The organism is Actinoplanes sp. NPDC049681 (assembly GCF_044465265.1).
Lineage (GTDB): Bacteria > Actinomycetota > Actinomycetes > Mycobacteriales > Micromonosporaceae > Actinoplanes.
The window spans coordinates 449,320-472,335 of sequence record NZ_JBITLP010000005.1 but is presented as its reverse complement, the minus strand read 5'-3'; the positions used below and the strand labels follow the sequence as shown (position 1 = coordinate 472,335).

Here is a 23,016-nt window from a genome sequence, read left to right as displayed (position 1 = left end):
GGGCCTACCCCTGGCGCCGGGCGGACGGAAGGTGTCCGCCCGGCGCGTCAGGTGTAGCCGGAGTAGCCGCGGCCGCGGGCGACGTCGACGGCCGCCCTCACGTCCGCCATCGGGGTCTCGTGCCCGAGGACGCCGTCGATCAGGTACAGCACCTCGTCCGCGGTGAACGGCTTGGCGAGGTAGTAGCTCGCCCCGATCTCCCGGCCCCGAGCGGCGCAGTCGGGAGCCGCGGACAGCAGCAGCACCGGAACCGTGGACTCCTCCGCGGTACGGATGCGGCGCAGCACCTCGTAGCCGTCCAGGCGCGGCATCATGACGTCCAGCACGACGAAGTCCGGGCGCAGGTTCGCGTACGCCTGCACCCCGTCCGCACCGTCGACGGCGACGTGGACCTCGTGACCGTCCAGTTCGAGCACGTCGCTGAGCAACTGCCGGATCGACGGGTCGTCGTCGACCACCAGAACCTTCGCCATGGCTCTCCTCTCACCGCGCGAACGCGTGGATCATCTGCAGCACGCCCGGTCCGAGGATCACCACGAACAGGGCCGGGAACAGGCAGAACAACACCGGGAACAAGATCTTGATCGGCACCTTCTGAGCGATCTCCTCGGCGCGCTGGCGGCGCCGTACCCGCATCTCGGACGCGTGCTCGCGCAGCACCCCGGCGATCGGGATGCCCAGCTCGCCGGCCTGCACCACCGCCGTGACGAACGTGCGCAGCTCCGGGACGGTGGTCCGGGCGGCCAGCGCGCGCAGCGCGGCGGCCCGTCCGACGCCCAGCTGCATCTCCTGCAGGACGCGCAGCAGCTCGCGCGCCATCGGGGTGCGGCCGTGCTGCGCCACCTGCGCCATAGCCGCGTCGAAGGCCAGGCCGGCCTCGACGCTGATGACCAGCGTGTCGAGCACGTCGGGCATGGACAGCAGCAGTTCCTGCTGCCGCTTCAGCGCCATGTTGTAGATCAGCAGATCCGGCCCGAGGAACCCGGCCACCGCCCCCAGCACGCCACCGACCAGGGCCCCGCCCGCGGCGCCCAGCAGCCCGCCGAAGCCGGCACCGACGATCGCTCCGGCCACCAGGGTGACGCCCTTGAGCGGCACGACCCGCTGCAGCGGCAGCGCCGGCGGGTTCCCGGCATAGTCCAGATGCCGCTGCAGGCGTGCCACGACGGCGGACGGAGTGAGCACGGTGCCCAGCCGGCCCAGCTGCCGGGTCAGCGGCGCACCCAGCCGTTCGGCGAGCGGCCGGTCGCGGGGCGCCACGAACGTCGCCGGATCCGGGCGGGGCGCCGACTCGAGCAGCCGGGCGACCGCCGCGCCGGACGGTGCGCCGGCGAGGGCCAGGGCCAGCACCAGCACCGCGCCGGTCAGGGCGGCCAGGCCGAGGCCGAGCAGGACCGAGGGCGGCACGCTACACCTCCACCTTGACGAGCTTGCGCAGCCACACGCCGCCGATGAGGACGCCGATCACCGACACGGTGAGCATCAGCAGCCCCAGCGGCTCGGTGTAGAGCGGGCGCAGGTACTCGCGCCGGAACGCGAACATCCACGCGGCGAGCACGATCGGCATGCCGAAGAGGATCCAGGCGGACAGCCGTCCCTCCGCCGAGAGCGCGCGGACGTGCCGGTGCAGGCGAGCCCGCTCCCGCATGGTGCCGACCGCGGTCTCGAGCACCTCGGACAGGCTGCCGCCCACCTCGCGCTGGATGCGGATCGCCATGACCAGCCATGAGAGATCCTGACTGGCGTTGCGCTCGGCGACGCGTTCGAGCGCCTCCTCCAGGTCACCGCCCAGCCGCGTCTCCGCCAGCGCCCGGCCGAGCTCCCCGGCGATCGGTTCGGCGCCGTCCCGGACCAGGGCGTCCAGCGACTGCGGCAGCGAGAAGCCGGAGCGCAGGGAGCCGACCAGCAGCTGCAGGGCGTCCGGCAGCTGCGCGGCGAACGACCGGGCCCGCCGGGTGGCGCGCAGCCGCAGGTGCAGCCCGGCCGCTCCCCACCCGGCCAGCAGCCCGCCCGGTACGCCGGCCCACCACGGCAGCACGACCGGCAGGGCGACCGCCCCGCCCAGCGCGCAGCCGAGCCGGATCAGCTGCCATTCCGCCGGGCGCAGCGAACTGCCCGCACGGTCGAGCATCAGTTCCAGGCGCCGGTGCCGGTCCGGCTTCTGGACCGCGCGCTCCGACACCTCCATCACGGCACGGACCAGCCCGCTGCCGCCGGCGGCCGCGTCCGCCGGTGCGCCACGGCCCGCCGGGACGAACCGGTCCAGCTCCCGGAGGCGTCGCCGGACCCGCCCCCGCCCGAACAGGGGACGCAGCGCCAGCAGCGCGAGGAGGAAGACGGCCGCCGCCACCACCGCCAGCGTCGGCGCCGGTCCCGGCGACCGGGACCCGGGGAACACGACGGGCACGGGCCCGGGCGCCGCCGCGGGGTCGGCCCGGAAGGTGACCGGTGCGTCCGCGCGCATCGCCAGGCCCCCGAGCCGGACGTCGACCCGGATCTGCGCCGTTCGCGCCGCCAGCTCCACCGGCACGGTGGCGCGTACCACCATCGGTGCGGTCAGGCTCTCGGCCATGTCCCGGAAGGACGCGCGCAGCGCGGGAGCGTCGGCGGCGGCCAGGACCCGGCCGCCGGTGGCGCCGGCGAGGCCGTCGAGGCGCTGCCGGTCCGCCCCGGCGCCGAACGCCACCGCGTCGAGCGTGGAGTCCGCCCGCGCCACGGTGGACAGCAGCCGTTCCGCGGAAAGTCGCGAGGACGTGTCGGCGCCGTCGGAGAGCACGATGATGCGGCGCTCCAGTAGGTCCTGCGTGTCGAGGAGCTCCTGGGCAGTGAGGACACCGTCGTACAGGGCGGTCCGCCCCTTCGCGGCGAGGTGGGAGATAGTGGCCCGGTAGGCCGCCCGGTCGGTGGTGGGCCGCAGCGCCACGGCGGCGTCGTCGGAGACGGTGACCACCCCGAGCCGGATGTCCGCCGGTGCGGCCGCCGCGTAGTCGAGCGCCGCCGCGCGGGCCGCCGCCAGCCGGGCACCCGCCATCGATCCGCTGGTGTCGAGGACCAGCACGACGGCGCGGGCCGGGGCCTGTCCCGATGTGCCGGCGACCGTACGGCCCCGGGCCGCGAGCGTGACACCGTCGGCGGTCACGGTCACCTGCGCGCCGGCAAGCGTGCTTCCCGGTGGCAGGTGCCGGCCGGAGACGAAGAACTCCACGGCGCCGGGCGACGGCTGGACGCCGGTGACGACGATGCCCGGCGTGGCCTGCGGTGCCGCGGCCGCGCCGTGCGCCGGCAGGACGGTCACGGTCAGCAGGGCGGCGGCCGCGACGAGGGGCCGGATCACCGGGGACCGGCCTGGAAGACGTCCACCGGGACCGTGATCCCGTGGGCGGCCAGATGCTCCAGGAACCGCGGGCGCAGGCCGGTGGGCCGCAGCGTGCCCCGGAACCGCCCGGCCGCGTCGGTGCCGGCACGCATGTCGAAGAGGAACAGGTCCTGCAGCGTGACGGTGCCGGACTCCATGCCGACGACCTCGGTGACGTGGGTGATCCGCCGGCTGCCGTCCTGCAGCCGGCTCACCTGGATGATGAGGTGCACGGCCGAGGCGACCTGCTCGCGGATGGCGCGTACCGGCAGGTCCATGCCGGCCATCAGCACCATCGTCTCCAGCCGGGCGAGGGCGTCGCGCGGCGTGTTGGCGTGCAGGGTGGTCAGCGACCCGTCGTGGCCGGTGTTCATGGCCTGCAGCATGTCCAGCGCGGCGCCGTCGCGGACCTCGCCGACGACGATGCGGTCCGGCCGCATCCGCAGCGCGTTGCGGACCAGGTCCCGGGTCGTCACCGCGCCGCGACCCTCCACGTTGGGCGGGCGGGACTCGAGGCGTACCACGTGGTCCTGGTGCAGTTGCAGCTCGGCCGCGTCCTCGACGGTGACGATCCGCTCCTCGGCCGGCACGAACCCGGAGAGCACGTTGAGCGTGGTGGTCTTGCCGGAGCCGGTGCCGCCGCTGACGACGATGTTGAGGTGCCCGCGCACGCAGGCCCGCAGCAGGTCGGCCGTCTGCCGGGTAAGGGTGCCGAAGGCGATGAGGTCCTCGACGGTGAACGGGTCGCGGGAGAACTTGCGGATGGTCAGCGACGAGCCGTCGAGCGCGATCGGCGGCACGACGGCGTTCACCCGGCTGCCGTCCGGCAGGCGGGCGTCGACCATCGGGCTGGCCTCGTCCACCCGGCGGCCCACCCGTGACACGATGCGGTCGATGACCCGGCGCAGGTGGGCCTCGTCGGCGAACTCCGTACCGGCCTCCTCCAGGCGCCCGCCGCGCTCGACGTAGATCCGGTGCGGGCCGTTCACCATCACCTCGTTGACCGTCGGGTCGCGCAGCAGCGGCTCGATCGGGCCGTGCCCGAGGATCTCGTCGGTCACCTCACCGGTGATCCGCGCCCGGTCGGCGCTGGTCAGCGGGGTCTCCTCGGCGGCGAGCAGCTCGGCGACCGTACGGCGCACCTGCAGCTCCAGCTCGTCCGCCGCGCCCATGTCGTCGTACAGCTTGGGGCCGAGCAGCTCGGCGAGCCGGCGCTGGATGCGCTGCCGGACGTCGGCGAGCGGGTCGGTGGCGGGCCGCCCGGCGGTCGCCCGCGCCGGGCCGGTCTCGGGCCGGGCCGGCTCCCCGGGCCGCTGGCGCTGGGAGAGGTGTTCGCTCAGGCCCATCTCAGCGCCTCCGGCCGAACAGCCGCGCCATCGGGCGGCGCGCCGGGGCGTCGTCCCGGGCGCCGCAGCGCGCGGCGAGATCGGCGATCGCCCGGGCCACCGGGTGGGCGGGCCGGTCGGCGGCGAGCGGCACGCCGCGGTTGACCGACATCGGCACGTCCCGCGACGACGGCATCAGCACCGCGGCCGGCTGCCCGAGCGCCTTCTCGACGTCCGCGACGGTGAGGCCGACCTCCGAGTCCGCCCGGTTCAGGACGATCAGCCGGCGGTCCGCCGGGTACTCGAGCATCTCGAAGGTGGTGAGCGTCAGCCGGGCGCTCTTGAGGGCGGGCAGGTCCGGCGTCACGACGAGGGCGAACCAGTCGGTGCGGTCCAGGGCGGCCAGCACCTGGTCGCTGACGTACGGCGGGGTGTCCACGACGATGAAGTCGTACATCGGCGCGAGCACGCTCAGGAGCTCGGTGACCAGCTCCCGGCCCACCTGGTCGCCCTCGGCGGGGCCGGCCGGGGCCAGCAGCGCGTCGAGACCCGGGCGGTACGGGGTGATCAGCGACCGTACCGCGTCCTCGTCCAGCCGGCCGGCCATCGCGGCGGCGTCCGCCAGGCTGCGGTCCGGCGGCAGCTGCAGCAGGATGCCGACGTCGCCGAACTGCAGGTCGAGGTCGACCAGGCAGACCCGGCGGCGCCCGCCGGCGGCCAGCGTCACGGCCAGGTTGGTGGCGACCGTGCTCTTGCCGACCCCGCCCTTGCCCGCGAAGACGGTGATCACCTGTGCGCCCGCCGCCGGCGCCGCCGGGTTGAGCCGTCGCGTCAGCTCCAGGGAACGGGCGCACGCGGCGTCCACGGCGGCGCGGTCGCCGGCCGCGACGACCTCGCGGATGCCGGCGCGCATCGCCTCGGCCAGCACGGTCACCTCGACCTGCTCGCGCAACAGCACGACGCCGAGTGCGGGCCGCTCCACGCGCTGGCGGGTGGTGAACGCGACGGCCTCGGCGAGCGGCACCCCGGGGCCCAGCACGACCAGCTGCGCCTCGGGACGGTCCGCCAGCAGCGCCGGCAGCAGCGACGGTTCCGGTACGGCGTACGCCGGCTCGGCGGACCCGGGGAACGTGGCGTCCGGGCCCGGTTCACAGTAGATGGTCATCGTCATCGCAGGCACCGTCACGGGAAGAGGGAGTTGTTGTCGACGCCCTCGTCGGGCTCGACGGTGGCGGTGTCGTCCAGCAGCGCGAGCGACAGCACGCCGGTCAGCGAGACGTGGACCAGCCTCTCCGCCTCGGCCTGGGTGACGGCGACGGTGACCAGCATGCCGGCGCCGGCCTTGGCGGCGGACGAGCTCGCCGGTGCCGACGGGTCCGGGGCGGGGGTGTCGCCGGAGGTCGCCACCCCGGCGGCCCCGCGCTCGCCCACCGCGATCACCTCGACGCGCGGCAGCAGCAGGCGGGTGGCCTGGTTGTAGTCGTGGCCGCTGCTCAGCCCGTCGCCGGCCGGCACCCGGCCGTGCCCCTCGCGCACGGTGAAGGTGGTGAAGACGGCGACCCGCGAGCCCGGCCGGACGAACCCGGCGACCCGCGCGGCGGCGCTCACCAGGACGCTGACCGCGAGCTTGCCCTCCGGTACGGCGAGCCCGCCGGTCACCTGGCTCGGCTCGGCGAACATCCCGCGCAGCAGCAGCCGGCTGGCCGCCACGTCGGCGGTCAGGACCAGCCCGTCGAGCTGCTCGTCCACCTCGCCGAGGGCGGTGGGCGGCACGGTGGAGGCCGGCATGGCGACGCGTTCGGCGTACCCGCCGTCGCGGATGGCCGTCGCGCTGGTGCCGGCCGGGATCTGCCGCTTGGTGACGAGCACCCAGACCGCCTCCCGGCCGGCGAGGGCGCGCTTGTCGGCGCCGCGCACGTACGCGACCACCGCCAGGCAGCCGGCGCCGGCGAGGAGGGCCGCGACCAGCACCGCGAGAAGCCGCCGTCTCATGTCTGTCCTTCCTGTGTCGCGGACGAGGACCGTCTCAGCCGACGAGGTTGACGATCGCGGCGCCGAGGTCCGGCCCGCCGATCTGCGCGCCGGTCGTACGGACGAGGCCCCGCACGAAGTAGCCGTAGAGGCACCGTTCGGCGCCGCTGCACAGCCGCCGGCCGCTCAGCCAGGACCGTGCGGAGAAGCCGGAGAGCTTGTACCCGGTCAGCACGAAGGTGGCGAAGCCGGCCAGGTGATAGGTCGTCAGGGCGCCCTGGGACCGCACGGTGTCGTAGACCGGGATCAGCACGACGCTGTGCGCCGCCAGGGCGTTCGCCATGGCGGTCTGGCACGGCCTCGACGCCGAGTTGCCGGTGTTGCCGCCGAAGGTGCCGTCCGCCTCGACGGTCACCGCGCAGGAGGCGGAGGGGTCGTCGAGCCAGCCGAAGCCGCCCGGGCGGTCCCAGCCGGACGGGCCGGCCGGGCAGGTGTTCAGCCCCTGGGCGTCCTTGAGCCGGATGACGCGCTCGGCGGTGGACGGCGGTACGCCCACCGACGGAGCCGGCCAGAACGTCGTACCGTCCGCGGTGAGTTGCCGCCATTCGCACAGCGAGAACGTCACGCCGAACCCCTCGGCCACCCGGGGCGGCCCCCACGCGACCCGCGCGCAGGCGCCGACGCTCGTGCCGTCGTCCCCGCCGCTGAGGGCGCGGGCGAACACCGGCGGCAGGACGTTCGTGCCGTCGGGCAGCCGGGTCTCGACCCGGACCTCCGCGTACGGGGTGTCCTGCGGAACGGTGCCCAGGCAGCCGGTCCGGTTGCCCGCCGCGGCGGGGCACGGGGCCAGGCCCGGACCGGTGCCGCAGATCGCGGTCACCGCCGTCGCGGCGTCGGCGGCGTTGCCGTCGGCGTACCGGCCCGCGGTGGGGGACTGGTTCGCGCACTCGGCGGGTGCTGTGGCGCAGCCCTCGCCCACGGCCCACGCCGCCGCGTCGGCGCCGCTCTGCAGCTGTTCCCGTTCGGCGTAGAGCCGGCCGACGTCGACCACGACCGCGGCGACGCCGAGCAGAACGCCGACGCCGAGCAGGATCGCGACGGTCGCGGCGATCGCGCCGTCGTCGCCGCGTCCCGGCCGGCGCCGTACGGTCACCCGACGCATGGCATGACTCCTCGCGCGACGATGGGGAAGGACCCGTCGGACCGGCCGCCGAAGAAGCTCATCAGGGAACCGACCGGGGTCACCGGGCGGAACGAGTGCGAGACGCGCACGACGGCATCGGCGCCGGTGTTGCCGGCGCACGAACTGATCTGGAGCGAGTCGACCGTGACGGTCCCGGCGGCCGACGTGACGCGGGCGCGGCCGTCGAGTCCCATGGCCGTGGCGCGGGCCCCTTCGCGCGCCGCCTCGGTGAGGGTGATCTGGGCGTTCAACGCGCGGCCGAAGTCGATGATCCCGAACAGGAGCAGCAGCAGGAGGGGGAGGACGAGCGCCATCTCCACCGCCGCCGCCCCATGGTCGCCGGGGGCGGGCGCGGCCGGCCGCGTGTGCCGGCCACGTCCCTCCCGGCTCACGGGGTCGGCGCCTGCACCTGGTCGGCCACGCCACCGAACATGCCGCTGAGGTTGTCGCCGAGCAGGATGACCGCGCCGATGATGACGACCGCGATGAGCGCCACCATGAGGCCGTACTCCACGGCCGTGGCGCCCTCGTCGTCGTCGCCGGCGGTGGTGCTGACCAGGGTCTGGACGATACGAGTGACCATGAGGACTCCTTGAGGTTGCGGTGTTGCGCCTTGTAGTCGGCCTGCAACTGAGAGTCATGAGCTCTTTTTTTGAGCTTTTCTTGAGATCGTTCCGCTGGCGTGCGTCGGCTAGCGTGGCGCCGTGCCGCCCTTCGCCGACCCACCGGAGCAGGTCACCGATCCCGCGGCGGGTGTCGTCGTGGGCGGCCGCTACCGGCTCCTGCAGCGCATCGGCAGCGGCGGCATGGGAGTGGTCTGGTCGGGCCGCGACGAGGTGCTGCGCCGGCGGGTCGCCGTCAAGGAGTTGCGGCACGGCTGGGGCAGCTCGGACCGGACCGTGGCCGAGGGTCGCGAGCGCAGCCTGCGCGAGGCGCGCGCCGCCGCGGCGCTGGACCATCCCGGCATCGTCAGCGTGTACGACATCGTCGAGCACGACGGCCGCCCGTGGATCGTCATGGAGCTCGTCAACGGACGGTCCTTGAAGGACGTGGTGGCCGACGAGGGCCCGCTGCCGGTCGGCCGCGCCGTCGGCATCGCGGTGCAGTTGCTGGCCGCGCTCGAGGCGGCCCACCGTGCCGGCATCACCCACCGCGACGTCAAACCGGCCAACGTGCTCGTCTCCGAGGGGGACCGGGTGCGCCTGACCGACTTCGGGCTGGCCGTCTTGCCCGACGCCGAGACCCTCACCGAGACCGGCGTGGCGCTCGGCACCCCGGGCTACCTCGCCCCGGAGCAGGCCAAGGGGCTGCCGCCCGGCCCGGCCGCCGACGTGTTCGGCTTCGGCGCCACGCTGTACTACGCGATCGAGGGCAGCGGGCCGTTCCAGCGCGACGGGTACCTGCCGATGCTGGTGGCGTACACGCGTCATGAGATCCGTCCGCCGCGCCGGGCCGGGGAGCTCGCCCCGCTGCTGATGCGGCTGCTGAGCGCCGATCCGGCCAAGCGGCCGACCGCCGAGGAGTGCCGCCGGCTGCTGCTCGGCGGTGCCGTCCGGCGGCCGGCACTGTCCCGGCGGCTCCTGCTCGCCGGCGCTACCGTCACCGCGGCGGCGGCGATCGGCGGTGGGTTCTGGGGTACGGCACGACGGGAAGTCCCCCGGACCTCACCCGCGCCGCCACCCCGTCCCGTCGGCCTGGGCGAACCCGCCTGGCACAGCGACGACGTGCCGAACGCCGTCCTCGTGGACGGCACGTTCGTCAGCGGGCACACCGATGCCGTGGTGGCTCTGGACGCGGAGACCGGCAAGGAGCGCTGGCGCAGCGGACCTCGCGTCGTCTACCGGGTCGCCGCGATCGGCACCGCCATGGTGGCCGTCGACGAGGGCGAGCGTTACCGGGTCCTCGACGCCGGCACGGGAGCGGTCCGTTGGCGCAGCCCGGCCCGGGCGAACAGCGTTGCCGGCGTGGAAGGGCTCTTCCTGGTCTTGCCGGCCTCGGACGGCCCCGGCTCGACGATGATCGCGTACGACGCCGGCACCGGCCGCCGGCGATGGGGCCTGCACATCGACGACTACTTCGGCTATCAGCAGGTCGCCGGCCCCGGCGGCGGGTTCTGCGTCGTCGTCGGCCACGACGACGAGTCGTGGCTCTACGGCATCGACACCCCGGGCGCCAAGGTGCTCTGGAAGACGCGTCTGTCCCCGGCACCCGACAACAGCGTCACCCTCTGGGGCCACGGCGACCGGGCGTACGCGGTGATCCTCGACCATCGGGGATGGATCCTGGTCGCGGTGGATGCCCGTACCGGCAGGCGGGCCTGGTCCGTGCCCCTCGTGGAGCACCCGGGCGGGCCGGTGCAGGGCCTCACCGAGCAGGACTCGGGGGTGACGGTCGAGGTGGACGGGCTCGCCTTCGCCGGCGGGCTGGTGGTGGCGGCTGTCACCAGCGAGGAGCTCACCCTGCGCCATGCCGGCCTGGTCGCGATGGACGCCGGCACCGGAGCCGTACGGTGGCGCCGCCCGCTGCTCAATCCCACCGTCGCCGCCGCCGGGGATCGCCTCTTCGCGGGCGCGCACGACTCCGTGCTGCACGAGCTGGACCCGGCAACCGGAAGGACGGTTTGGTCGGCGACCACACCCGGGCCGGCGAGCCGCCTGCACGTCGGCCGCACGATGCTCATCGCCGGCATCGGCAGCGGCGCCACCGCGTACCCCCTTGGTTAGAGACCGGATTCCGTCCGGCGCCGGATGGCAGGGCCGTCGCCGGCTCGTACGGTCGATGCCGTGACCGACAACCGTGACCGCAACCGCAGACGGCTGGTGATCGCCGCCGTGCTGGCCGGCGCGGCCGGCCTGGCCCTCGTGGCGCTCGGCTGGTGGCTGGCCGGCTGGCAGATCCGCGCCGACCGGGCGCGCCTCACCGATCCCTCCTGGTGGACGGGGGCGATGGTGCGCGGGCTCGGATACCTCGCCTTCAGCAAGGCCGGGTTCAAGCTCGGGCTGATCGTGGTCGCGGCCGCCGGTGCCGGGATCGCCTGGCTCCGGGCCCGGCGGCGGGAGCGTTAGAGGGCGTTGCGGTTCGCTTCCAGAAGCGTGTCGATGATCTGCAGCATGGCCGCGGTCGCCTCGAGGTCTCCGAAGATCACGACCTTGAGGTGGGCGCGCTCCTCGTCGTAGATGGTCTGGACGCGCAGCCCCTCGGCGGCGGCCACGACCGTGTTGCTCACCCGGTCCGCCGCCCGACGGCCGACGGCGTCGATCGCCACGACGGTGGAAACCTCCACATCCGACTGTCCGCCGGCGTTTTCCGCGGCGTCGCCGGCCGGCGGGCCGCCCGTGAGCGCCTGCAGGTCGGCGTGCGCGATCCGGTACTGCTTGCCGATCCGGACCGCCTTGAGCCGGCCGTCCCGGACGTAGTTGCGGATCGTCCGCACGTGCAGCCCGAGCCGCTCGGCGACCTGCTCGACGGAGTAGAGCTCTTGCGCCATCAAAGGACTGTAACAGCGGCTGTTTGCCGGAAGATGCGGAAGGTTGGCGCCGCTCTTTCACCCCATCGGGTCACCACCGCCGCGCCGTGCGGCGAGTACGGTGTACGGCACGTAACCGAGAGGACGAGGGAAGTTCCGTGACCGGGGCAGCACTACTCGATCGAGTCACCCGGGGCGATCACGTCTGCTGGATCGTCGACGACGAGGCCGCGCGTCTGGACACGCTGGCCGGTGTCGTCCGCGCGGGCCTCCGGGAGTGTGACCGTGTCATCTACTCCGGCGCCGATCCCGACGCGGTGATCGCCGGTATCGAGCGCCGTGGCGTGCCCGCCGCCGAGGCGGTGGCCTCGGGCAGCCTCCGGGCCTCGACGGCGGAGGCGTCCTTCCTCGTCGGCGGCGCCTTCGACCCGGCCGCGGCCTTCGCGTGCCTCCGGGAGGAACAGGAGCGGGCGCGCCGTGACGGGTTCGCGGGGCTGCGCCTGATCGCCGACATGTCCTGGGCGAGCCGCCCGCTGCCGGGTGCCGAACATCTGCCCCGTTATGAAGCCGAGCTCAATTCGTTCTTCGCTGAGGGCTACCTGCTGGGTGTCTGCGCGTACGACCGCCGGCTCTTCGACCCGCTCAGCCTGCGCCGGCACGCGGGCGCGCACCCCGGGGCCGCCGGTACGGGGATGCCGTTCGACCCGGGTTCCACGCTGCGCATCCGGCGCACGCGTCACCCGTACGGGTTGCGGCTGGAGGGCGAGGCGGACATGTTCAACCGCCAGGCGCTCAGTACGGTGGTCACGCGGCTGGTCGACGACCTGCCGGGCGACGGCCACGCCGTGGTCGACGTGTCCGGTCTCCGGTTCGCCGACACGGCGGCCGCCGGCATCCTGGCGAAGGCGGCGGACCGTGCCGGCGGCCGGTTGCGGCTCGTGGGCAGCTCACCGGCCCTGATCCGGCTGCTCGACTTCCACGGCAGCCGGCTCGGCCAGGACCAGACCGCGGATACCGAGAGGGACTCCGCATGATCGACGGCACCTTCGTGTGCGAAGAGGGATCCACCGCATGAACGGCCTCCGGCTCGATTCAGGCTTCGACCACCCCGCGCTGCTGTACCGCGGCGACGACGAGTACGTCATCGGCACCACCGAGTTCGTCCGGTCCGCGGTGGCCGAGCAGAACCCGGTCCTCGTCGCCGTGCCCGGGACCAATCTCGGCCTGCTGCGGGACGCCCTGACCGACGTCGCGGACCGGGTGGTCTTCGCCGACATGGCGGTCGCCGGCCGCAACCCGGGCCGGATCCTCCCGCGCCTGCTGACGAAGTTCGCGGCCGACCACCCCGGGCGCCGGGTGGCGATGGTCGGCGAGCCGATCTGGCCGGGCCGCACCGAACTCGAGTATCCGGCGTGCGCCACGCACGAGGCGCTGATCAACGCCGTGTTCGCCGGCCGGGACGCGGCGATCTTGTGCCCGTACGACGCCGCGCGGCTCGACGGCTCGGTGATCGAGGACGCCTGGCGCACCCATCCGACGATGATCGAGTTCGGGGACATCCGCGTCAGCGACCGCTACACCGATCCACTGGAGACGGCGTCCGCCTTCAACCGTGCCTTGCCGGCGCCGCCGGCGGACGCGGAGACGCTCTCCTACGGTGAGCACTCGTCGCTGGCCGCGGTCCGCTGCTTCGTGCGGCGGCACGCGTCCGCGGTCCTCTCCCCGGACAGTACGGAGGAACTCGTGCTGGCCGCCAACGAGCTGGCCGCGAACACGATCGAGCACACGCCGGGCCGCGGGCGGATCACCGTCTGGACCGAGCCGGGAATGCTCGTCTGCCAGGTGGAGGACACCGGTCATCTGACCGATCCGCTCGCCGGCCGGCGGATGCCGGACCGCGACCGGCCGGGTGGCTTCGGCCTGATCCTGACGCATGACCTGTGCGACCTGGTGCGCGTGCACTCGTGCCCGGCCGGCACCACGATCCGCCTCCACAAGCACTGCTGAACACGACCGAACACTTGTGGACCTTTTCCACCGAGGGCACACTGTACGGGACATCGACGTTCGTCGACGTAAGGAGTCCCCGTGCGACCCTCCCGGTCCCGTGCCGCCCTCGGTGCCCTGCTGATCCCGCTGATGCTCGCCGGCACGGCGGCTGTCGACGCCCGTCACAGTCCGGCGGCGGCGCTGGACAACGGCCTGGAGCGGACCCCGGTCATGGGGTGGAACAGTTGGAACCGGTACCAGTGCGGCATCGACGAGGCGCTGGTCCGCCGGCAGGCCGACGCGATGGTGAGCACCGGGATGCGCGAAGCCGGCTACCGCTACATCAACGTGGACGACTGCTGGCAGTCCAGCCGGGACAGTGCGGGAAACATCGTCGCCGACCCGGTCCGGTTCCCGAGCGGCATGAAGGCACTGGGCGACTACATCCACGCCCGCGGGCTGAAGTTCGGCGTCTACTCCGACCGCGGCACGCTCACCTGCGCCGGGCGGCCGGGTTCCCAGGGCCACGAGTACCAGGACGCCCGGTCGTACGCCTCCTGGGGCGTGGATCTGCTCAAGTACGACAACTGCAACGCCCAGCTGGACCAGCAGAGCCAGTACCAGACCATGCGCGACGCCCTCGCCGCCTCCGGCCGTCAGATCGTCTACAGCATCTGCGCCTGGGAGTTCAAGCCGTGGCAACCCAAGACCGGGAACCAGGCGCGCACCACCGGCGACATCGGTGACGAGTACACCACGAACCCGGGCAGCGGCCTGCTGCCGGTCGACCGGATCATCGACATCAACAACGACTACGCGATGTACGCCCACCCCGGCTACTTCAACGACCCCGACATGCTGCAGGTCGGCAACTACGGCACCGGCAGCACGAGCGGCAACGGCATGACCGACACCGAGTACCAGACCCACTTCAGCATGTGGGCGCTGATGGCCGCGCCGCTCATCGCCGGCAACGACCTCACCGCCATGAACGCGGCCACCCGCACGATCCTCACCAACCCCGAGGTCATCGCGGTGGACCAGGACCCGCTGGGGGCGCAGGGCCGCCGCGTGCGCGACCTCGGCGACCAGGAGGTCTGGTCCAAGAAGGTGCAGGGCTCGGGCGTACGGGTGGTGGCCCTGTGGAACCGTGCCGCCGCCGCGGCTCCCGTCCGCGTCGACTGGCGCGACATCGGGCTCGGCACCGGCGCCGCGACGGTACGGGACCTGCACGCCCGGGCCGACCGGGGCACCTTCTCCGGCGGCTACACCACCACGGTGCCGTCCCACGGCGTCGCCCTGCTCCGGGTGGCGGGCACCGAGACCCCGGACGCCGTACGGATCACCAAGACCGATCCCCGGACGATCACCGGCCTGCGGGTGCGCACCGAGTTCCTCATCAACGACGAGTGGCACGACGACTTCGAGGACACCGGCACCCTCGACCACTCGACCACCCTGAGCCTGGACGGCAACGGCGCCACCTGGAACGGCTCGCGCTGGGTCGGCGACCTCCTCCGTACGACCGGCAGCACGGCAGGGCCCGCCGTGGTGACCGTCACCCGCACGGATCCCCGCCCGATCTACGGCGTCCGGGTGAGTGTCACCTTCACGGTCGGCGGACAACCGCATTACGACTACGAGGACCTGAACCTGCTGTCCGGCACGGCGAACCTCCAGCTCAACGCAAACGGCGGCACCTGGAACGGCTCTCAGTGGGTCGGCGACTTCCTGCGCATCGAATGAGCGAGTCGCCGACGGACATGGCTAGAGTGGACGCATGACCGGGAACGGGCGGCGTGCGAGGCTGATGCCGGCGCTCCTACCCGTCCTGCTGGTCGTCCTCCTCGCCCTGGCCGCCGCGCCGCAACCGGCGACGGCCGCGCCGCGGGCCGCCGTCACCGGCGCTGCCGCCCCCGCCGAGGCCCAGGCCGAGCAGCCGGAAGCCGAGTCCGCGACGGAGTCCGCGGCCGCGCCCGCCGACCGCACCGCCGCGCTGGCCACTCAGTTCGCCGCGGGAGCCCGCGGTTCGCGCGCGCCGCCCGCCGTGTCCGCCTGACCACTCGGCCGGCCGCTGCGCCGCTGTGTGGTCGCAGCCCCCTCATCGGCTCGAGCGGACGGATCAATCGACATGAACGTGGTCGCGGACATGCTTCTCACCCCTGCCCCGGCGGTCATCTGGGCGACACTGATGGTGCTCACCCTCCCGGCGCTGCTGCTGCTGGGCAGCCCGGCCGGGATGCGTCATCCCCGGCAGGCCGCGCGGGAGCTGGTCACGGCGGTGCGCGGGCACCGCGAGCACCTGCGCGCGGAGCGCTCCCGCCAGGCCGCGGAGGCCGCCCGGGCGCAACGGTACGCCGAGGAGGTGCGCGTCGCCGCCGACCGGGCCGCCGCGACCGCCGAGCGCTGGCAGGAGGTGTGGCAGCGCTCCACCGAGGAGGTCGACGCGGCCTGGCAGGCGTGGCTCGACGCCGACGCCCGGCTGCGGAGAGCCGTCGCGGCGGCGGCGTGGGGCTCGCCCGCGCCGGTGCCCACCTGCGACGAGTACGCGGCCCGCGAGCGCTTCCTGCACCGTGCGGTGGTGGCCGCGGCCGACCGTGGCGACCTGCCGGCCGTCGCGGTGGCCGACGCGCTGGCCGGCCGCAACGGCTGGGACCCGCGGCTGCACCCGGTGGACCAGGAGCTGGTGATCGCCCGTGCCGCGGTGGCCTGGCTGCGGCAGCGCTGTCAGCGGGCGGTGGTCGCGGAACGGGCCGCCTGGCACGACGCCGAGCTGGCCCGCCGCACGCGCGACAGCCTGCTGCGAGAGGCCGTCGCGTGGTGGGAAGGGGGGTCCGAGACGCCGGCGCGATCGGGGCGGCGGTCGGCCATCGTCGCCGCGGCCTGAGCGTCAGCTCCTCGTCATCGAGGCACGGGCGGTGTACTGGCCGTTGGCGGACTTGTAGTCGAGCAGCATCGAGTCCGGCCCGGTGGGCCAGAGCACGATGTCGCCGCGTTTGCTGCAGGGGCCATCGTCGATCCGCTCGACCAGGACGATCTTCTCGCTGGTGCGTTCCGTCACGGTGACCGTGCCGGAGCAGCCGAGGCGCGGGTACCGGATGGTGCCGTGGTCGGCCTTGAGCGCGAACCGCAGGTGCACCGGCTCGTCCTTGCCGAAGCTCTGCTGGAGCTCCCCGACCCAGTCGGCGGCCTCGGCCGCCGACGGCGTGGTGGAGGGTGCCGGCGACGGGCTCGCCGATCCCGCGGGAAGTGCCGCGTCTCCGCCGGGCGACCCACGATGCTGGATCAACGGTACGGCCACGGCCGCCCCGCCCAGCAGGGCGACCGCGACGGCGGCGGTGGCGATCCGGCGGCGACGGCGTGCCGCCGCGGCGGGCGTGGCGTACCGCCAGGTTACCGCCTCGACCGCGGCGCGGAGATCGGGCTGGTCCTGCAGGACCGTGGTGCCGTGGGCGACCGTCCCGGGGTTCAGCAGGCGGTCCAGGAGCTGGCGGGCGGTCGGGCGCCGGGCCGGGTCCTTGTCGAGCGCCTCGGCCACCAGGTCGCGCAGGGGACCGTGCAGGCCGTCGAGGTTCGGCTCGTCGTTGATGATGCGGGCCGCCGTGGCCATGGGGGAGGGGGCGCGGAACGGTTCGTGGCCCGTACCGGCCAGGGTGACGACCGCACCCCAGGAGAAGATGTCGGCGGAGGGTTCGACCGGGGCACCCGGCCGGGGGTTGAAGCGTTCGGGTGCCATGTAACCGACCGTGCCGATGAGCTGGTTCTCGGCGGTGAGGCGGCTCGTCGACTGCAGCGCGTGGGCGATGCCGAAGTCGATGACCTTGGGGCTGCCGGGCGGCAGCAGGACGTTGCGGGGCTTGAGATCGCGGTGCACCACCCCGGCGCCGTGGATCGCGGTCAGGGCGGTGGCCACCCCGATCGCCAGCGCGTGCAGGTTCGACGCGGTGAGCGGACCGTCCCGGCTGATGACGTCGGCCAGGCTGGGCCCGTCGACGTACTCGACCACGAGGTAGGGCGTCGGGTGCCCGGGATCCGCGTCCAGGACCTCGGCGGTGCAGAACGGCGGCACCTGCCGTGCACCGTCGATCTCGCGGCGGAACCGCTGCGCGAACTCGGGGTCGGCGGCGAGGTGGCTGCGCACGACCTTGACGGCCACCCGGCGCCCGGCGGCGTCGGTGGCCAGGTAGACCGTGCCCATGCCGCCCTCGCCGAGCCGGCCGACCAGGCGGTACGGGCCGATGCTCGCCGGATCCCGCGGCGACAACGCCGCGACCTCCGCCCCCGGTCGACCCGTCACCACGTCCCCACCACGCCCGTCGATACGCCGAACCCAAGGTACAGGCACCTCGCACGGCCCGGACAGGCGCGCCCGGGTCAGGCGTCGCGTACGGTGAACTGGCCGGCCACCTCGCGCAGGCCCGACGCCGTCTCGGTGAGCTGGCGTACCGAATCCGCAGCGGTCGCGGTCGCGGCCGCCATGCGTTCGGTCGAGCTCCGGTTGGCGCCGGCGAACGAGCCCACCGCCTCCAGGGCCGAGTGCAGCTCGGCGGTGCCGCCGGCGATGCGCTCGAAGGCTCCCCGGGCCTCGGCGTCGACCACGGTGACCGCCTCGGCGCTCGTCTGCTGGATCTCGGCGACGAGGGCGGCGATCGTCTTGGCCGCCGAGCCGCTCTCCTCCGCGAGGTTGCGCACCTCGTTCGCGACGACCGCGAAGCCGGCACCCTGGGTTCCGGCACGGGCCGCCTCGATCGAGGCGTTCAGCGCCAGCAGGTTGGTCTGTCCGGCGATGCGGGTGATGGCGTCCACGATGCCGCCGATGCGGGCGGCCTTCTCGTCCAGGTCCCGCATCACCCGGGTCAGGTTCGTGACGGTGCCGACGCCCTCGTCGACGTAACCGGACGTCTGCCGGGCCGCCTGCTGCGCCGTGTGCAGCAGCTCGACCTGACGCTCGGCGTTGGTCACGACGTCCACCGCCGCCGCGCGGATCTCGTCCGACACGCCGCCCAGCCCCGCGGAGGCGTCGTCGAGGGCGGTGATGGACCGGTGCACCTGCCGTACCGAGGCGTTCAGGCTGTCGATCATCGCCGTGAAGGCGTTGCCCAGCCGGTCGCCGGCTGACGCCGCCGGTGCCTCCACCGCCAGATCCCCCGCCGCCATCCGCTGCGAGACCTCGGCCTTGGCGGTCAGGTACGCGACCATGTCCTCGAACGCCGCGGCCACCCGGGCCACCTCGTCGTCGGCTTCCACCCGTACCCGCTGGTCCAGCTCGCCGCGGGAGATCCCGCGGGCCGCGACCGACAGCTGGTCGAGGCCGTCGGTGATGCGGCGGGTCAGGGTACGGCGAACGGTCAGGGCCATGGCGACCGCCGCCACGAGCAGCGCCGCGAGGACGGCGAAGGCGATGATCGCCTGGCGGTCCGCGTCCCGGCTGGACGCGGCCGACTCGCGGGTCTGCGTATCACGCAGCGCCGCGAGGCTGTCCTTCAGGCCGTCCCAATGCTCGTCTCCCGGTCCGGCGTCGAACGTCTCGCGGGCCTCGGCGGCCTTGCCGGCCTCGCCGAGCGTGACCTCGGCCGCGGTGATCCTGACGTACTCCGTCCAGTGGCCCTCGAAACGGGCGAGGTTCGCCCGGGTCGCGGCGCTGGTCGGCACGGCCCGCAGGTCCTTGATCAGGCCCCGCATGTCGGCGTCCTCCTCGGCCATGGAGTCGACGGCGTCCTTGCGGGTGTCCGCGTCGTCGGGCGGCGCGGCGAGATACTCCCACTGCTCCTTGCGGTACTTGTTCATCAGCCCGTCGATCTCACCGGTGAGGCGCATCGCCGGTATTCCACTCTTCGCCAGGTCGCCGATCCGGCCGGTGGCCTGCAGCAGGAAGGCCGCCGAGACGAGGGCCGACACCACCAGCAGGACGATGAGCACTGCGAATCCGGTACGCAGCGCCCTGGCGATGGTCATCCGGGACAGAGCGGTGCGGAAGCGGTTGAACGAGGCCACATTCCCTGATCGGCACCGCCCGCCGGGCACTTAGCGGCGTCTCAGCGGCTCGTCCCGACCAGCACGATCTGCACGCCTGCCGCGGACGCCGGCGGGTCCACCGGCTCGGGCGACGACTGCGGCGGGCTCGTGGTCGACTCGGTGGCAGGCGGCGTGGTGGCCGTCTCCGTCGGCTCCGGTTCGGAGGTGGTCGGCGGCGGGTCGCTCGGCGTGTGCGTGTGCGTGGGCGTCGAGGACGGCCTGGTCGGTGGCGTGGTGGTGGGACGGCTCGACGGCCGGGTCGGCGGTGACGGGCGATGCGTGGGCGAGGTGGCCGGGGAGGTGGCCGGCCCGGTCGTCGCCTCCTGCGCGGGCGGCTCCGTACGCCGCTGGACCGGTGGCTCGGCCTGCACCGGCACATCACGCGCGGGCCGCGCCGTGGTCGGCCGCGGCGTGATGCTGGGCGCGGGCGGCCGGGCGGAGACCTGCGGCGTGCGGATCGTCGTGACGCCGCCGGCCGCCGGGGCCTTGACGGCCGCCTCCGCCTGGCGCCCGTGCGGTGCCGAGTAGCCGTTGGCCACCTGCAGCCCGACGACGCTGAAGACCGCGGCGGCGACCGCTATCGAGGCCGTGACGGCGGCGCGGCGGCGGGAACGCGTACGCCGCACCGCAGGAAGATCGCCGATGACCGCGACCGGGGGACGCACGCTGGGCAGCGGGGCCGCGGCGCGCCGGAGGATCTCGGCCGCCGTCGCGGCCGACGGGCGCTGGTCCGCCTCCTCGGCGACACAGGCCTCGTAGAGGCGGGTCAGTTCACGGGGGAGTCCCGGGATGCGGGGCAGGCGCGGCGCCCGGCGCTCGTGGCGGGCGGCGAGGATCTCCCCGACGCTGGCGCCGGGCCAGGCGCGGGCGCCGGTGAGGCACTCGAACATCAGCAGGCCCAGCGCGTAGACGTCCGCGGCCGGGAAGGTCGGCTCGCCGCGCAGCTGCTCCGGCGCGAGGTGGGCCGGGGTGCCCCAGAGCCGTCCGTGGGTGTCGAAGCTGTTCTGACCGGCGGCCGCGGCGATGCCGAAGTCCAGCACCTTGACCCCGGCCGGGGTCAGCATCACGTTGCGGGGCTTGACGTCGCGGTGCACGAGGTTGCGTTCGTGGGCGGCGGCCAGCGCGGCGGCGGTGTCCCGGCAGACGGCCGCGGCCCGGCGCCAGTCGAGGGCGCCCGTGCGGGCCAGCTCGTCGGCGAGGGTCTCGCCCTCGAGGAATTCCATGACCAGGTACGGCACGCGCTGGTCGTTCTCGGTCGCCTCGCCGTAGTCGTAGACGCGTGCCACGTTGGGGTGACTGAGGCCGGCGGCCGTCCGGGCCTCGCGCAGCACGTCGACCGAGGGCTCGGTGCTGCCCGGCCGGTACGGCGAGAAGAGCTTGATGGCGATGGGGCGCTTGAGCGTCTTGTCGTAGCCCCGGTGCACGATCGCGCTGCCGCCACGACCGACGGGCTCATCCACCCGGTAGCGTCCGGCGAGCGATCGCATCGTGACCTCCTTCGTCCGTTGTTCGGACCCGGCCCACTACTCACCGTGTGGACGCGCCGCGATCCCCGGCGGCGCAGCCCGGTCACGATGTCGATCGCGCGTCCTGCGAATGCGGCACATGGTACCCGACCTGGTCAGCGGTCAACCAGGTGCGGGCGGCGTACCGTGAGGTCACGCACCGTGATGGTCCGTCCCAGGGGTAAAGACCTAGTTGACAGATAGGATTTGAGGGTTAACGCTGCTCCCATGTCCTCATCCATGACCGTCACCCCCGCGAACCTCGATCTCACCGCGGACGTCGTCGTGGTCGGCGGCGGGCCGGCCGGCACCTGGGCCGCGCTGACCGCCGCGGAGTCCGGCGCCGACGTCCTGCTGCTGGACAAGGGCTACTGCGGCACGAGCGGCCCGACCGCGTCCGGCGGTACGGGGGTCTGGTACGTGCAGCCCGAGCCCGAGCAGCGGGAGAAGGCCATGGCGAGCCGCGAGGCGCTCGGCGGCTTCCTCCAGGACCGTCGCTGGATGGCACGCGTGCTCGACCAGACGTACGAGAACATGAACCGGCTCGAGGCCCAGGCCCGGTACCCGTTCCCGGTCGTCGGCGGCCGGCCGTACAAAAGGGGTCTGCAGGGGCCCGAGTACATGCGCCGAATGCGCTCGTGGATCAGGCGGGCCGGGGTGCGCATCCTCGACCACAGCCCGGTCACCGAGCTGCTCACCGACGGTGCCGGCGCGGTGGCGGGAGTGCGCGGGCACCGGCGTCAGCACGGCGTCGACTACCGCGTACGCGCCGGCGCCGTCGTGCTCGCGACCGGCGGCTGCGCGTTCCTCAGCAAGGCGCTGGGCTGTGACGTGGACACCGGTGACGGGGCGCTGTACGCGGCCGAGGCCGGGGCGGAGATGTCGGGGATGGAGTTCTCCACCGCCTACGCGATCGCCCCGGCCTTCACATCGGTGACCAAGACCGCGTACTACGGGTTCGCGACCTTCTTCCGGCACGACGGGAGCCCGCTGCCGGGCGCCGGCAGTCAGGGCGGCCGTTCGGTCATCGCCCGGGAGCTGCTGCGCACCGGCACCGTGCTGTGCCAGATCGATCGGGCGACGCCGGAGGTCCAGCAGCAGATGCGGCTCGGCCAGCCGAACTTCTTCCTCACCTTCGACCGCCTGGGCATCGACCCGTTCACGGACAGGTTCCCGGTCACCCTGCTGCTCGAGGGCACCGTGCGCGGCACCGGCGGCATCCGCATCGTCGCCGACGACTGCGCCACGACCGTGCCCGGCCTGTACGCGGCCGGCGACGCGGCCACCCGCGAGCTGGTCTGCGGCGGTTTCACCGGAGGGGGCAGCCACAACTCGGCGTGGGCGATGTCGTCCGGCACGTTCGCCGGGCGGGGCGCCGCCGCCTTCGCGACGAGCCTGGGCGCGGCCGCCAGGAAGCGCAGGCTCACCGGCGTCGGCGGCGCCGGGATCCGGCCCACCGGTGGGGGCGCGGGGGCCGGGCGCGCCGAGGCTCTCGAGGTGGTGCGGCGCCAGGTCCACCCGTACGACAAGAACTATCTGCGTCACGGCGACCGGTTGCGGCCCGCGCTGGCCGAGCTGGACGAGGTCTGGGCCGCCCTGCGCTCGGCCGCGGTCGCCGGAGGCGCCGGCCTTCCGGGGTTGCGGCAGGCGGCCGCGATGGTCGCGCACGCCCGCTGGATGTACGCGAGCGCGCTCGCGCGCACGGAGAGCCGCGGGATGGCCCGGCGCGAGGAGTTCCCCCAGCTCGACCCGGAGCAGTATCACCGGCTGGCCGTGGGGGGCCTGGACCGGCTGTGGACGCGGCCCGAGCCGGTCACCGGTCGCGTGCCGCGGGAGCCGGCGGTGGCGTCGTGATCGAGGTGGTCTCCGGCGAGCGCTGCGTGACCTGCGACGTCTGCGTCGCGGTGTGCCCGACCAACGTCTTCGACGCCGGCCCGGGCGGCGTCCCGGTCATCGCCCGGCAGAGCGACTGCCAGACGTGCTTCATGTGCGAGGCGCACTGTCCGGCGGATGCGCTCTTCGTCGCCCCGCTGACCCATCCCGCTCCCGAGGACTCCCCGTTGCGCGACGAGGAGCACCTCGCGCGGGCCGGGCTGCTGGGCAGCTACCGGCGCGAGATCGGCTGGGGCCGGGGCCGCAAGCCGGGGGCCCGGCTCGCCGTCGGGCCCGAGCTCGGATCCCGGTAACAGTGTTCATGATCGATCGTG

Annotated in this window: 22 protein-coding genes; 9 read left to right on the top strand and 13 right to left on the bottom strand. The window is 73.9% G+C overall.

From position 1 onward, the window contains the following. Positions 1 to 47 precede the first annotated feature (47 nt). Genes ACIBO8_RS20450 through ACIBO8_RS20410 form a run of 9 tightly spaced genes read right to left on the bottom strand, consistent with a single transcriptional unit; the run spans position 48 to position 8,417 of the window. Positions 48 to 473, bottom strand: a complete 426-nt coding sequence (locus ACIBO8_RS20450; RefSeq protein WP_396116834.1) for a response regulator transcription factor — start codon at positions 471 to 473, stop codon at positions 48 to 50. A gap of 10 nt (positions 474 to 483) precedes the next feature. Then, on the bottom strand, positions 484 to 1,407 hold the full coding sequence (locus ACIBO8_RS20445; RefSeq protein ID WP_396116833.1) for a type II secretion system F family protein: 924 nt from the start codon (positions 1,405 to 1,407) through the stop codon (positions 484 to 486). 1 nt (position 1,408) lies between these two features. Continuing rightward, positions 1,409 to 3,334 (bottom strand): VWA domain-containing protein, encoded by a 1,926-nt coding sequence (locus ACIBO8_RS20440; protein WP_396116832.1) that lies wholly within the window; start codon positions 3,332 to 3,334, stop codon positions 1,409 to 1,411. Then, on the bottom strand, positions 3,331 to 4,701 hold the full coding sequence (locus ACIBO8_RS20435) for a CpaF family protein (RefSeq protein WP_396116831.1): 1,371 nt from the start codon (positions 4,699 to 4,701) through the stop codon (positions 3,331 to 3,333). Before ACIBO8_RS20435 ends, ACIBO8_RS20440 begins: the two co-directional genes overlap by 4 nt. A gap of 1 nt (position 4,702) precedes the next feature. After that, positions 4,703 to 5,851: a CpaE family protein gene (locus ACIBO8_RS20430; protein WP_396116830.1), complete on the bottom strand. Its 1,149-nt coding sequence runs from the start codon at positions 5,849 to 5,851 to the stop codon at positions 4,703 to 4,705. Between the two features lie 11 nt (positions 5,852 to 5,862). Beyond that, positions 5,863 to 6,672, bottom strand: coding sequence for a Flp pilus assembly protein CpaB (gene cpaB, locus ACIBO8_RS20425; RefSeq protein WP_396116829.1), 810 nt, complete (start codon positions 6,670 to 6,672; stop codon positions 5,863 to 5,865). Between the two features lie 34 nt (positions 6,673 to 6,706). Then, positions 6,707 to 7,813, bottom strand: coding sequence for a pilus assembly protein TadG-related protein (locus tag ACIBO8_RS20420; protein WP_396116828.1), 1,107 nt, complete (start codon positions 7,811 to 7,813; stop codon positions 6,707 to 6,709). Further along, on the bottom strand, positions 7,801 to 8,226 hold the full coding sequence (locus tag ACIBO8_RS20415; RefSeq protein ID WP_396116827.1) for a TadE family protein: 426 nt from the start codon (positions 8,224 to 8,226) through the stop codon (positions 7,801 to 7,803). Before ACIBO8_RS20415 ends, ACIBO8_RS20420 begins: the two co-directional genes overlap by 13 nt. Then, positions 8,223 to 8,417, bottom strand: a complete 195-nt coding sequence (locus ACIBO8_RS20410) for a Flp family type IVb pilin (protein WP_396116826.1) — start codon at positions 8,415 to 8,417, stop codon at positions 8,223 to 8,225. The genes ACIBO8_RS20415 and ACIBO8_RS20410 overlap by 4 nt, the downstream gene beginning before the upstream one ends. Positions 8,418 to 8,538: 121 nt before the next feature. Here ACIBO8_RS20410 and ACIBO8_RS20405 point away from each other — a divergent pair, with 121 nt between their 5' ends. Next, positions 8,539 to 10,557 (top strand): serine/threonine-protein kinase, encoded by a 2,019-nt coding sequence (locus ACIBO8_RS20405; protein WP_396116825.1) that lies wholly within the window; start codon positions 8,539 to 8,541, stop codon positions 10,555 to 10,557. A gap of 60 nt (positions 10,558 to 10,617) precedes the next feature. Further along, positions 10,618 to 10,899: a hypothetical protein gene (locus ACIBO8_RS20400; RefSeq protein WP_396116824.1), complete on the top strand. Its 282-nt coding sequence runs from the start codon at positions 10,618 to 10,620 to the stop codon at positions 10,897 to 10,899. On the opposite strand, the gene ACIBO8_RS20395 is transcribed toward ACIBO8_RS20400, so the two are convergent. After that, positions 10,896 to 11,321: a helix-turn-helix domain-containing protein gene (locus tag ACIBO8_RS20395; protein ID WP_396116823.1), complete on the bottom strand. Its 426-nt coding sequence runs from the start codon at positions 11,319 to 11,321 to the stop codon at positions 10,896 to 10,898. The two genes, ACIBO8_RS20400 and ACIBO8_RS20395, sit on opposite strands and share 4 nt — an antisense overlap. A 137-nt stretch (positions 11,322 to 11,458) precedes the next feature. Between ACIBO8_RS20395 and ACIBO8_RS20390 the strand changes: the two genes are divergently transcribed. The 5 genes from ACIBO8_RS20390 to ACIBO8_RS20370 all read left to right on the top strand — a co-directional run bounded on the left by ACIBO8_RS20390 (position 11,459) and on the right by ACIBO8_RS20370 (position 16,176). Then, positions 11,459 to 12,334 carry an MEDS domain-containing protein gene (locus tag ACIBO8_RS20390; protein WP_396116822.1) on the top strand — a complete coding sequence of 292 codons (876 nt, stop codon included), beginning with the start codon at positions 11,459 to 11,461 and terminating at the stop codon, positions 12,332 to 12,334. Positions 12,335 to 12,371: 37 nt separating this feature from the next. Next, complete coding sequence (locus ACIBO8_RS20385; RefSeq protein WP_396116821.1) at positions 12,372 to 13,307, top strand: anti-sigma factor RsbA family regulatory protein; 936 nt, start codon at positions 12,372 to 12,374, stop codon at positions 13,305 to 13,307. 81 nt (positions 13,308 to 13,388) lie between these two features. Further along, positions 13,389 to 15,035, top strand: a complete 1,647-nt coding sequence (locus tag ACIBO8_RS20380) for a glycoside hydrolase family 27 protein (RefSeq protein WP_396116820.1) — start codon at positions 13,389 to 13,391, stop codon at positions 15,033 to 15,035. A gap of 34 nt (positions 15,036 to 15,069) precedes the next feature. Beyond that, the gene (locus ACIBO8_RS20375; protein WP_396116819.1) at positions 15,070 to 15,348 is read left to right on the top strand and encodes a hypothetical protein; all 279 of its coding nucleotides are present in this window, start codon (positions 15,070 to 15,072) and stop codon (positions 15,346 to 15,348) included. A 72-nt stretch (positions 15,349 to 15,420) separates the two neighbouring features. Next, positions 15,421 to 16,176 carry a hypothetical protein gene (locus ACIBO8_RS20370; RefSeq protein ID WP_396116818.1) on the top strand — a complete coding sequence of 252 codons (756 nt, stop codon included), beginning with the start codon at positions 15,421 to 15,423 and terminating at the stop codon, positions 16,174 to 16,176. A 3-nt stretch (positions 16,177 to 16,179) separates the two neighbouring features. On the opposite strand, the gene ACIBO8_RS20365 is transcribed toward ACIBO8_RS20370, so the two are convergent. From ACIBO8_RS20365 to ACIBO8_RS20355, 3 genes are all read right to left on the bottom strand, one after another. Continuing rightward, a complete protein-coding gene (locus tag ACIBO8_RS20365) occupies positions 16,180 to 17,589 on the bottom strand; it encodes a serine/threonine-protein kinase (RefSeq protein ID WP_396116817.1) in 1,410 nt (469 codons plus the stop codon). Between the two features lie 74 nt (positions 17,590 to 17,663). Beyond that, on the bottom strand, positions 17,664 to 19,244 hold the full coding sequence (locus tag ACIBO8_RS20360) for a methyl-accepting chemotaxis protein (RefSeq protein ID WP_396116816.1): 1,581 nt from the start codon (positions 19,242 to 19,244) through the stop codon (positions 17,664 to 17,666). Positions 19,245 to 19,324: 80 nt separating this feature from the next. Further along, a complete protein-coding gene (locus ACIBO8_RS20355; RefSeq protein WP_396116815.1) occupies positions 19,325 to 20,791 on the bottom strand; it encodes a protein kinase in 1,467 nt (488 codons plus the stop codon). A 246-nt stretch (positions 20,792 to 21,037) separates the two neighbouring features. On the opposite strand from ACIBO8_RS20355, the gene ACIBO8_RS20350 reads away from it, so the two are divergent. Both ACIBO8_RS20350 and ACIBO8_RS20345 read left to right on the top strand, forming a co-directional pair. Beyond that, positions 21,038 to 22,663 (top strand): FAD-dependent oxidoreductase, encoded by a 1,626-nt coding sequence (locus tag ACIBO8_RS20350; RefSeq protein ID WP_396116814.1) that lies wholly within the window; start codon positions 21,038 to 21,040, stop codon positions 22,661 to 22,663. Then, positions 22,660 to 22,995, top strand: coding sequence for a 4Fe-4S dicluster domain-containing protein (locus tag ACIBO8_RS20345; RefSeq protein ID WP_396116813.1), 336 nt, complete (start codon positions 22,660 to 22,662; stop codon positions 22,993 to 22,995). The genes ACIBO8_RS20350 and ACIBO8_RS20345 overlap by 4 nt, the downstream gene beginning before the upstream one ends. Positions 22,996 to 23,016 lie beyond the last annotated feature (21 nt).